The organism is Pseudomonas sp. PB103, assembly GCF_009764635.1.
In the GTDB taxonomy this organism is placed as follows: domain Bacteria; phylum Pseudomonadota; class Gammaproteobacteria; order Pseudomonadales; family Pseudomonadaceae; genus Aquipseudomonas.
On record NZ_RWIL01000069.1, the window covers coordinates 47,751 to 58,626 of the forward strand.

The 10,876-nt window shown below is 59.9% G+C and carries 9 protein-coding genes; all 9 read right to left on the reverse strand.

What is annotated here, in order from left to right; genetic code table 11:
- Positions 1–4 precede the first annotated feature (4 nt).
- Positions 5–2,941: a TIGR00180 family glycosyltransferase gene (locus EJA70_RS13395; protein ID WP_158831253.1), complete on the reverse strand. Its 2,937-nt coding sequence runs from the start codon at positions 2,939–2,941 to the stop codon at positions 5–7.
- Between the two features lie 51 nt (positions 2,942–2,992).
- Positions 2,993–3,730 (reverse strand): cephalosporin hydroxylase family protein, encoded by a 738-nt coding sequence (locus tag EJA70_RS13400; RefSeq protein WP_158831255.1) that lies wholly within the window; start codon positions 3,728–3,730, stop codon positions 2,993–2,995.
- 17 nt (positions 3,731–3,747) lie between these two features.
- Positions 3,748–4,818, reverse strand: a complete 1,071-nt coding sequence (locus EJA70_RS13405) for a class I SAM-dependent methyltransferase (protein ID WP_158831257.1) — start codon at positions 4,816–4,818, stop codon at positions 3,748–3,750.
- The gene (locus EJA70_RS13410) at positions 4,815–5,666 is read right to left on the reverse strand and encodes an NAD(P)-dependent oxidoreductase (RefSeq protein ID WP_158831259.1); all 852 of its coding nucleotides are present in this window, start codon (positions 5,664–5,666) and stop codon (positions 4,815–4,817) included. The genes EJA70_RS13405 and EJA70_RS13410 overlap by 4 nt, the downstream gene beginning before the upstream one ends.
- Positions 5,663–6,889: a class I SAM-dependent methyltransferase gene (locus tag EJA70_RS13415; protein ID WP_158831261.1), complete on the reverse strand. Its 1,227-nt coding sequence runs from the start codon at positions 6,887–6,889 to the stop codon at positions 5,663–5,665. The genes EJA70_RS13410 and EJA70_RS13415 overlap by 4 nt, the downstream gene beginning before the upstream one ends.
- Positions 6,886–7,446, reverse strand: a complete 561-nt coding sequence (locus EJA70_RS13420; RefSeq protein ID WP_158831263.1) for a dTDP-4-dehydrorhamnose 3,5-epimerase family protein — start codon at positions 7,444–7,446, stop codon at positions 6,886–6,888. The genes EJA70_RS13415 and EJA70_RS13420 overlap by 4 nt, the downstream gene beginning before the upstream one ends.
- Positions 7,443–8,525: a CDP-glucose 4,6-dehydratase gene (rfbG, locus tag EJA70_RS13425; RefSeq protein ID WP_158831265.1), complete on the reverse strand. Its 1,083-nt coding sequence runs from the start codon at positions 8,523–8,525 to the stop codon at positions 7,443–7,445. Before rfbG ends, EJA70_RS13420 begins: the two co-directional genes overlap by 4 nt.
- A complete protein-coding gene (gene rfbF / locus EJA70_RS13430; protein ID WP_158831267.1) occupies positions 8,507–9,280 on the reverse strand; it encodes a glucose-1-phosphate cytidylyltransferase in 774 nt (257 codons plus the stop codon). The genes rfbG and rfbF overlap by 19 nt, the downstream gene beginning before the upstream one ends.
- Positions 9,281–9,524: 244 nt before the next feature.
- Positions 9,525–10,876 (reverse strand): calcium-binding protein (locus EJA70_RS31265; protein ID WP_306109898.1); only part of this gene is annotated, 1,352 nt, incomplete at its 5' end.

Sequence of the window (10,876 nt, forward strand, 5' to 3'; positions counted from 1 at the left end):
AGGCTTAGGCGAGCAATTGCGCCCAGTCGATGCTGGAGGCCTGGCCGAGGGTGAAGCCCTTGCCGGTCAGGGAAAGGTTCTGGTTGTAGGCAACGTCCTGAACGAAGCGCGCCTGCCACTTGTCTTGCAGCGCGACAGCGGCCTGCGCATTCTCCGGCAAAGTGCCGGTGTGGACGATCTGCACTTGCGGTGTCCATACGGTTAACAGTCCGGCATCGGCGGCTTTCAGGCACAGGTCGACATCAGCGAACGCTTCATCGAAATGCTCCTCATCGAGCCCACCCAGTGCCTCGAAAATCTCTTTGCGCAGCATCAGGCAAGCGCCGGAAACCGCTGAACAGTTTTGCTCGACGAGTAAGCGGTGCATGTAGCCGGTGGCGTCCTTTTTCTCGCCGAGGAACGGTGAAGCCAGAGCGCCGCCAAGGCCGAGGATGAATCCGGCGCCAGTGACTGCGCCATCGCTATCCACCAGTTTGGCGCCGACCACGCCGACTTCCGGGCGCTGAGCCTGGTTGAGCAAGGCTTCGATCCAGCCGGCGTTTTGCACTTCGGCGTCCGCTGCCAGCAATACCAGATACGCGCCCTCGGCTTGAGCCGCGGCGCGATTGATCAGGGCCGATGCGCTCAGGCGCTGCTCGCTGCGGACCAGACGAATACGCCCGCGCCCGTTCTGCTCAAGGCTTTCCAGCCACGCCAGCAGTTCGCTCGACTGACTGAGGTTGTCGGCGATGATGATTTCGTGGTTCTGATAGCGCGTGCGCTGCAACACGCTCACCAGACAGCGTTGCAGCTGTTCCTGATTGTCATCGCTGCAAACGATGATCGACACTTTCGGTCGGTCGGCATGACGGTAATCGACGCGCAAACCTCCGAATGCCTCGGTACTCACCTGCGCCTGATAGCCACGGGTTGCCAGATGCCGCACGAGCGCCTGACGCTGGTGCTCGTTCGGCGCCGGCGCTACCGCCGGGGTGACCAGCAAGGGTTCGGCGAGATGTGCCAGGCCGGCTAGCCCGCCGGCTTCGATCAGGCGCAATAGCAGATCGAATTCCAGCGCTTCGCTGTACTCACGGGCGAAACCACCGGCCTCGACCAGGTCTTCGCGGCGAATCAACCAGTGTCGGGCCGTGAGCGTCGGCATGCTTTGCAGCAGATCGAGATTGAACGCCGAACGGAACAGGTCACTCAAGGTGCCGTCCGCGCGACGGTGGATCTCATCCATGGCCACGGCGCGGCAACCTTCAGCGTTCTGCAGCTCAAGGCTGGCACGCAGCAAACCACTGCGAGTGAATGCGTCACCGGCCTCGGCCAGCAGCAGCCAATCGGCATTCGAGCGCTGGGCGATCTGGTTCAGTTTGTCGACGTAATTGGCACTGCTGACTTTGACGAAGTGCACGGTGCTCTGTTCAGTGGTGACGGCCGGCACATCACCGGTGGTGAAGACCACAACCTTGAACGCACGGAAAGCGCTTTCCATCAGACTGTCGAAAGTGACCTGCAACTTGTCCATGTCAGCGTCGAGATCGAGCAGCAGAATGCCAAACTGGGGCCCGCCCTCGACTGTCGCCAACTGCTGATTGATCTTGCGGATGGCAGTCTCGTTCGGCTGCCGTGCCTGCAACCAGTTCATCAACTGGCCGGAGCGCGTGCTGTCGAGCATCTGACGGCTGTCGTACGTCGGCACGCTGTCCAGCCGCGCCAGCCAGTCGGCGAGGACTTGCGCATCATCTTCCTGCCCCATGTCCAGTAACTGGCGGTGCATTTTCTGCACAACGCGACGGTTGAACGGGCCCAACTGCACGGCTTCGAGCAAGCGGTTCTGGACCGTCTCGGACGTGTCATTGGAATAGGTGCTCAGCAACGTCTGCTGCTTGAGCAATGCGCCTTCCATTTCTTCCAGTTGCAGACGCCCGGCCGGCATCGCATGGAGAAGGAATTCAAACTCGGTCAACTGATCGAAAAACGCCTGATTGTAGAAAGGCATTTCGACGTATTGCTTGGGACCGAACACGCGCTTCGGACCCGTCGTAGGGTCTTTCCACCAGGACTCGAAAATCGGTTCGATGGTCAGGGCATTGCGCGTGGCCAGACTGTCCGCAAGCGCCTGGAAACTGCGCAGGGCAAAGGCTGCGGTTTGCTCCGTGCTCGGCTCTTTGATGTCGGTGGGCAACGTCGCGAGGAAACCGGCGAAACGCTCGCGCTCGGCAACGGAGCGGGCATCCTTGAAGCTGAGGACGTGAATGATCTCGGTGTTGTGATCCGAGCGACCATAGTTGACCTCCCGCACCACATACGGAATCGGCAGAATCCGCGCCTTCGACCGCGCAAGCACGTAATACACATGGCCGATTTCCTGCCACTCGAAAATCGTTCCTTGCGGCATCGCCGCGTACCAGTCCTGCAACAGCGAAGTGCGATGCACTGCATAGAACGGCGGGATGTACTGGCCCATGTAGTCGAGAATACGATCCTGCGCACGTTCGGCTTTGTAGTCCTCTTGCACCTTCTTGTCACGGCGGTAGTACTGCACGAAATTGGCGTGCGTGAGGTACATCAGGCAATAGCCATGGCACATGCCGTAATCGGGGTTAGCTTCGAGAAAGTTGACCGAATCGGTCAACGCACTGTGCAGCATGAAATCATCGTCAGACGCCAGCACCATGTACGGCGTCGTGACCTGTTTGACCCCATAGGCAAGCTTTTGCTGAAACCCCAGATAGGTGTAATCCGGCAAATGGCGATAGTCGACCGATGGGAAATCTGCCGCGATGCCGTCGTCCCCCTGCACGGAGGAATCGAGCACCAGCACCTTGGCGGCGTAACTGCCGTAGTACTGCAAAGCGCGTCGCAGGAACGCCTTGCGGTTGTGGGTGATCAGCACCACCGTGAACAGCTCATCCAGCGGTGTCACGTTGGTTTGCGTACTGCTTTGAACCTGCATTTTCCTATCCCCACAACCGGCCAGTCGCCTGACACCTGAAACTGTTTTTGATTAACGAACGCGACGCAGATAACCGTCCGGCGCCACAGTGATCAGCAGCTTGTTCTGCAACTGCTGGTCAATCTCGAAATCCTGGTTCTCTTCCAGGTATTTCCACACCGCGGTTTTCGGGTTATCGCCCGGCCCCCATGGACGATCCGGGAAGAAATCGGCCGGCATGTCTTCGACCACGGTGTCCATGACCACGCAGTAGCTGTCAACCGACACCAGCGGTGCGTACAGACGCAGTTCTTCGAGGACGTGATCGTGGGTGTGGTTGGAGTCGAGCACCAGGATGACTTTCTTGCCTTTGGCCGCCGCTTGCACTTGCGCCGCGATGCCGGCGTCGATGCTCGAGCCTTCGATCATTTTGATGCGTTTGGCCATCGGGTGGCTTTCGATCGCTTCGCGGTTGTGCGGGCGAATGTCGAGGTCGATGCCCAGCACTTCGCCGTGGCCTTGCAGCTCCAGCAACGAGGCGTAGTAGATGATCGAACCGCCGTGAGCGATACCGCACTCAATGACCAGGTCCGGCTTGACCTGCCAGATGATCTCCTGCATCGCCATCATGTCTTGTGGCAACTGGATGATCGGACGGCCCATCCACGAGAAGTGGTAGCTGTACTTGTGCTTGGCCGATTCGTTGAAGAATTCACGGGCCAGGCCGGTGAGTTTCTGGTCGTCGCCCTGCTGGGCAATCTGTTCCCGGCACTCGGCTTCGAAGGCTTGGTTGATGCTGTTGTCGGTCATTTTAAAAATCTCAAGGGTCACTGGAACGAAGCGCTGTCGACGGCGTGATAGACATAACGTCCACCGGTCATCCGCTTGATCTCTTCGAGGTAATTGGAATTCATCACAAACAGGTGGGCGCCTTCGGGCAGCGCGTCCATCGCCTCTTGCGGCGAAGATACGCGGGCACCGCTGAGCGGTAGATAACGACCCTGCTTGGCCGGGTTGATATCCACCACACGATCCACCGCCACACCCGCACGTTGCAGGAACAGCGAATAGATCACGCCTTTTGACGAGGCGCCCCAGATCGCCGAACCCTGCTCGGGGGCGGACTGCACGATCTGAACCGCGCGGTCGAGGCTGGCGGTGAAACCTTCAGGCAGCGCCAGGCGCGGCACCGGTTGTTCCGGGGTCAGGCGCAACGTCGACAGGTCGGCGACGATGTACAGGTATTGGCCACCGAACAGGTGACCGGCCTCGTGCACCGTGCCAAACATCCGGCGCAGGTCATCGAGGCGGAAATAATTGACGTGTTCGTAGAACAGATCGAACCAGGCTTTGTGTTCGAGTATCCAGTCGAAGCACGGCACTTCGATGTAGATCTGCCCGCCTTGGTTGGCTTCGGCGATCACCGACAAAAAGCTCACGGGGTCTTCGATGTGTTCCAGCACATGGCGCAACACGATGGCGTCTGCCGCGAGGCCCAGGCCACGGGTGAACGGCGCCTTGATCACGTCGGCGTTGCTGCCCTCGTAAGCAGGATCGATACCGGTGATCGAATAGCCCAGGCCTTTGAGCAACTCCAGGAAGTAGCCTTTGCCACAGCCGACTTCGATCAGCTCCTGGTCTTTGAAGTGCCTGGCGATGATGCCTTCGACGTCGCTCAGGTGTTTCTGGAACTGGCCGGAATGCGCCTGTTCATTCTGGTAATCGGCGTCGTAGCTGAGCTTGTCGGCGTCGAACGCCGCATTGAAGATCAGACCGCTGCGCTCGTCCTGCACCAGCAGCATGTCGGCACTGGCCGAAGCACACGCGGATTCGGCATCGGCAAAGGTGCGGTTCTGCAACACCGGCAGGTCGGTGACCCGATACAACTCGTGCCTCATTGCGGCTCTCCCAGTAACTGTTGCAGTCGCTCGGTCACGGCCCAGAACGCCAGCGGTTCGTGGGTCGGATAAGGGTAGTGGCCGAGGTTCAGATTCAGCGTTGCGCCGCGTTCGCGCAGGCGTTGTTCGACCAATGAACGGACCGAGACCGGTTGGCCGCTGGCGCAATTGATCACGCCGTCAAAATCGTGTTGTTGCACAATCGCTGCGAGGTAATTGGCCGCTGTTTCAATCGGCAAAAAATCGCGCAACTGCTCCCCGGCCGACATGTTGAACGACGTCTCTGCGGCATCGATCGCACGGTCCAGTGCCGCCAGCAGGCTGTTGGGGTTTTGCCCTTCGCCATGCAGGTAAAACAGGCGTGCCCACTGCAAAGTAAAAGGATGCTCCTGCTGCAGGTTTTGCAGAAACAGGTGCAACGTATGTTTGGCCAGACCGTAGGGATTGCTCGGCCGCGGCTCAGCGCTTTCACTGAGCGCGCCGCTTTGCATGCCGTATTCGAAACAGGTGCCCGTCACCAGCACTTGCTGCACGCCCGCCTCGACCGCGCCTTTTATAAAGCGGTAGTCGGCCATCAGGTTGTGTTCGAAATGGAACAGCGCCCGGTAGTTCGGCAGGCCCGGCCAGGCCAGATGCGCCAGCGCGTCGACACCATGAACCAGAGTTGCGACATCGAGATCGGCAGCGTGAATGTCCGCCCGGACGAATTCGACCTCATTGATCCACGGCATCGCCAGCGCGGTTTGCGCATTGCGCGCCACGGCGCGAATCTCGCAGCCACGCGCCAACAACGCGGCAACCAGATGGCGGCCGACGAAGCCCGTAGCACCAGTGACCAGAACCTTCACAGCACGCTCAACTCAGGCACGGCGATCACGAAACGCCCGTCCCATTGACGCACCTGCGCCAGTTGCTGACTGACTTCGTGGAGCAGATTCCACGGCAGCACCAGCACGTAATCCGGTTTTTCAAGGTCAATGCGCTCCGGCGCCACGATCGGAATGCGGCTGCCCGGGAGAAACTTGCCCTGCTTGTGCGGGTTGGCATCGGCCACCCAAGCGAGCAAATCGGGTTTGACCCCGGCGTAATTGAGCAAGGTATTGCCCTTGGCCGCCGCGCCGTAACCGACCACACGTTTGCCATCCGCCTTGGCCTGCAACAGAAAGCGCAGCAGCTCATGTTTGATGCGTTCAGCGGCAGGCGCGAGGGTCGCGTAGTACTCGGCGGTTTTCACCCCGGCATCGAGTTCGGCCTGCAACTGTTGCTGCACCGCTGGCTGCACCGGCCGACGTTCGCCGTCCTTGCGCTGGACGAATACCCGCAGCGATCCGCCGTGCGTGGTCAGTTGGCTGACGTCGAACACTTCCAGGCCATTGCGCTCGCACAAGGTCTGCACAGCGGTCAGCGACAGATAGGAATAGTGTTCGTGATAGAGCGTGTCGAACTGTGCGCCAGCCATCAGCGTCAGCAGTTGCGGAAATTCGAAAGTGGCCACGCCGGTCGGCTTGAGCAGCGCGGCGAAACCGCCGAGGAAATCGTTGATGTCCGGCACGTGCGCGAGCACGTTGTTGGCCGTCATCAAGTCAGCCCCCCAGCCTTCGCTTTGCAGTTGCGCGGCCGTGTCGCGACCGAAGAACAGCTCACGAATATCCAGGCCCTTTTCGCGCGCGGCTTGCGCGGTGCTGCGCGTCGGCTCGACACCCAGGCACGGGATGCCGCGACCCGCCACGAACTGCAGCAGATAACCATCGTTGGCCGCGACTTCAACCACGCGGCTGCCGGCCGTCAGTGCGAAGCGCTCGACCATCTCGGCGACATAACGCTCGGCGTGGGCCAGCCAAGTGCTGGAGAACGAACTGAAGTAGGCGTATTCAGCGTCAAAAAGGCTGTCGGCGCTGGTGTAATCCTCGGTCTGTACCAGCCAGCATTGCTGACACACGGCGACCTTCAGCGGCACCCATTGCTCGGCCTGTTCCAGGCGATCGGCATGCACGTAGGCGTTGGACGGTGGCGAGGTGCCGAGGTCGATCAGCGGCAGGCTCAGCGGTGCGGCGCACCCACGGCAGTTCATAAACGCACTCCAGCAAAGTGTTGATCGAGCGCGGGATGGCTGGAATCACGCGCTGACAAATTATTGACAGGCAACGGCCAGGCAATCGCCAGCCGTGGATCGTTCACCGACAGACCGCCCTCGTGCTCCGGCGCGTAATCGGCGCTGTGCAGGTAAAGCAATTCGGCGTCTTCGGTCAGCGTCTGGAAACCGTGGGCGAACCCGGCCGGGATCAACAGACTGCGACCGTCACCGGCCTTCAAGTGCTCGGCGTGCCAATGCAAAAAGGTTTCCGAGTCAGGACGTAGATCGACCGCGACATCCCACACTTCACCGCGCAGGCAAGTGATCAGTTTGGCTTCCGGCGCGTTGGCATTCTGATAATGCAGACCGCGCACGCTGCCCTTTTCGCGGGTGCAGGAATGGTTGATCTGGCGGATGTGAAATTCGCTGCCGAACGCTCTCAGGCTGCCCTCGCAAAACAGCCGGGCGAAATGCCCGCGCTGGTCTTCGAAGCGCTTGTGCTGGACGCTGAACAGTCCGGCCAGCGGCAACGCCTTCAGGGAAAACTCGCTCACAGCGCGCCTCGGTACAGGTTCAATTGGCCGAGGGTGACGTTGCGCATGTCATCGCCGTTCTGCCAGGCCAGATGCCAGTCGAGGGTCTGGGTCAGGCATTCCTGCAAGGTCCAGCGTGGCTGCCAACCGAGCAACTGCCGCGCACGGCTGCTGTCTAGACGCAGCAGGCCCGCCTCGTGCAATTCACTCGGTTCGATGCGCAGGCCACGGGCTTGCGGCCAGCGACTGGCGAGCAATTCGACGACTTCACCGACGCTGCACATGTCCGCCTCGCCCGGCCCGAAGTTCCACGCACCGGCGTATTCCGGGCCTAGTTCGTAGAGGCCGGCGGCCAGTTGCAGATAACCGGCCAGCGGCTCCAGCGCGTGCTGCCACGGACGCACGGCTTGCGGATAACGCAGGGTCACCGGCTCGTCCGCCGTCCATGCCTTGAGCACGTCGGGAATCAGTCGCTCAGGGGCGAAATCACCGCCGCCCAGCACGTTGCCCGCACGCGCAGTGGCCAGGGCCAGGCCGTGTTCGGCGTACTTGTCGGCCGGGAAGAACGACGCGGCATAAGACTGGGCGAGCAGTTCACAGCAGGCCTTGCTGCTGCTGTACGGGTCGTGGCCACCGAGGGCTTCGTCTTCGCGGTACGGCCACAGCCATTCCTTGTTGGCGTAGACCTTGTCGGTGGTCACCAGCACGCAGGCACGCACGCAACCGACCTGACGAATCGCTTCGAGCAGGTTCAGCGTGCCCATGACGTTGCTGGAATAGGTCCCGAGTGGATCGCGATAGCCTTCACGTACCAACGGCTGAGCCGCCAGGTGCAAGACAATCTCCGGCTCGGTGTTGGCGATGATTTCCAGCAAGGCGCCGAGATCACGCAGGTCGCCGCGCTGATCGTTGATGCCTTCATGGACGCGCGCCAGTTCGAACAGGCTCGGCTCCGTCGACGGATCGAGGGAAAAACCGCTGACGTCCGCGCCGAGGCTTTGCAGCCAAAGGGTCAGCCAGCTGCCTTTGAAACCGGTATGCCCGGTGACCAGAACACGTTTGCCGCGCCAGAAATCTGCACTCACGCCCATTGCTTCCATGGGGCCTCCCCGCTCAGCCACAGCGCTTCGAGATGGTTCTTGTCGCGCAGGGTGTCCATTGGATGCCAGAAGCCTTCGTGTTCAAAGGCTTTCAATTGTTCGTCCTGAGCCAGACGGGCCAAGGGCTCGGCTTCCCAGGTGGTTTCGTCGCCGTTGATGTACGGGAGCACTTTCGGTGAGAGCACGAAGAAGCCGCCGTTGATCCAGCCGCCGTCGCCCCGGGGTTTTTCGGTGAAGCCAAGCACCTGATCGCCTTGACGCTCAAGCGCACCGTAGCGACCCGGCGGCTGCACGGCGGTGACGGTTGCCAGACGACCGTGAGCTTTGTGGTAATCCACAAGCTGAGCAATATTGATATCGGACACGCCATCGCCGTAGGTGAAGCAGAACGCCTCTTCATCCTGCAGGTAACGCGCGGCACGCAACAGACGGCCACCGGTCATGGTTTCCTCGCCGGTATCTATCAGCGTGACGCTCCACGGCTCGCTGTAGTTCTGGTGTACGTCCATGCGGTTTTCGCGCATGTTGAAGGTGACGTCGGAGGTGTGCAGGAAGTAGTTGGCGAAGAAGTCCTTGATCGCATAACCCTTGTAGCCAAGGCAGATCACGAAGTCGTGGATTCCATGGGCGGAATACTGCTTCATGATGTGCCAGAGAATTGGCTTGCCGCCGATCTCGATCATCGGTTTGGGCTTGAGGTGCGACTCTTCACTGATGCGCGTGCCGAGGCCACCCGCCAAAATAACTGCCTTCATCGTCTCCCCTCTTGTTCTTCACCGGGTCCGGCCAAGCGGTTGCAGGCCTTTTGGCTAAACCTTCGCCAATCCGGGCGTGGGTCAATGACCGCGAGCGCTCGTTTTATGGCGATTTGAGGGGGACCTGCAGGAAACGCGCCAGCTCGAAGAAACCTCCATCAGTCCGTAAAACTCCATGAAAAAAGGGATGAATCCGACAGTGGACCCACCCCTTTTCATCCAGCTATTTCAAGTGCCGAGACGATCAGCCAAACATGGCAAACGCATCGCCATTGGTTGGCAGGTTGATTACTTGCCCATTGGCCGTCTGGATTTGCTCGATGGTATCGAAGCCAGCAAACCAGTCCTTGAGCTGGACGCCTTCCTGAGGGGCCTCTCCGGGTTTGAAACTCGACCGATGCAGGTAAAGATCATTACCGACACGATCGACCAACAGCTCGGAGCTACTGATATACGACAGCACCAGTTTGTCCAAACGGCTGGCGCCATCATCCTGAATTGTCACCAGCCCCGGAGTTTTGACCGTGTAGAGATCATTACCTTCGCCACCGTTGGCGAAACCACCGGATTGCAGAACCAGAGTGTCATCGCCCGCTCCGCCAAACAGAGAAAAGCCCATGCCCGTGCCGGTCAGCAAATCATTGCCCTCACCGCCATCGGCCAAGCCGTGATTCACAGTGATGACGTCACCACCTGCCTCACCATAAGCCCGACTACCTGCGTCGTTAACGGCGGTGACGATCGTGTCATTGCCATTGCCGCCGTACAACGTATCGGCCTGAGGCCCGTTTGCCTGACCATTGAGGGTAAATGGGCCGATCGGGGAAACCAGTCCTCCATACAGATAGTCGTTGCCGTCGCCACCGTAGATGACGTCGTCCCCCAAACCGCCTTCCAGGTAGTTGACGCCTGCGTCGCCAGTGAGGGTGTCATCGAAGTGACTGCCAACAACGCGCTCGATGTTGTGCAATACATCGCCCTGCGCATCGCCACCCTGATTGATGTTGGTCAGCAAATTGATGTTCACAGCTGATGTGCTGGTGATGTACATGGCAGTGTCCTGCCCATCGCGACCATCAATCACGTCCGCTCCCAAACCACCAATGAACACGTCAGCCAATCGCGAACCCGACAATATGTCGTCAAAGTTACTGCCCTGGAAGAATTCAATGTTCGCGAAGGTGTCGCCCGCGGCATCACCTGCGTTGGCGTTGGTGGTCAGGTCGATCGTCACTGCATTGGCCGATAGCTCATAACTGACTAGATCCTGGCCACCAAAACCGTCCACCCCCATGACACTGGTTCCGCCATAGAAAATGTCATTCAGGCCGGTGCCGCGTATGGTTTCGATATCGACATAGGTATCTCCGGCCGCGATACCGGTGTGCTCCCAGGTCATCAGATTGAAGGTAATTGCAGTCTTGCTGTCCTCATAACTGGCGACGTCTTTACCAGCGCCACCAAACAGTTGGTCAGCACCGTCACCACCGATCAGGGTGTCGTTGCCTGCGCCGCCGACCATGATGTTGTTCTGGGCATTGCCGGTGCCGGTGAAATTGCCGGTGCCGGTGTACGTCAGTTTCTCAACGAAAGGAT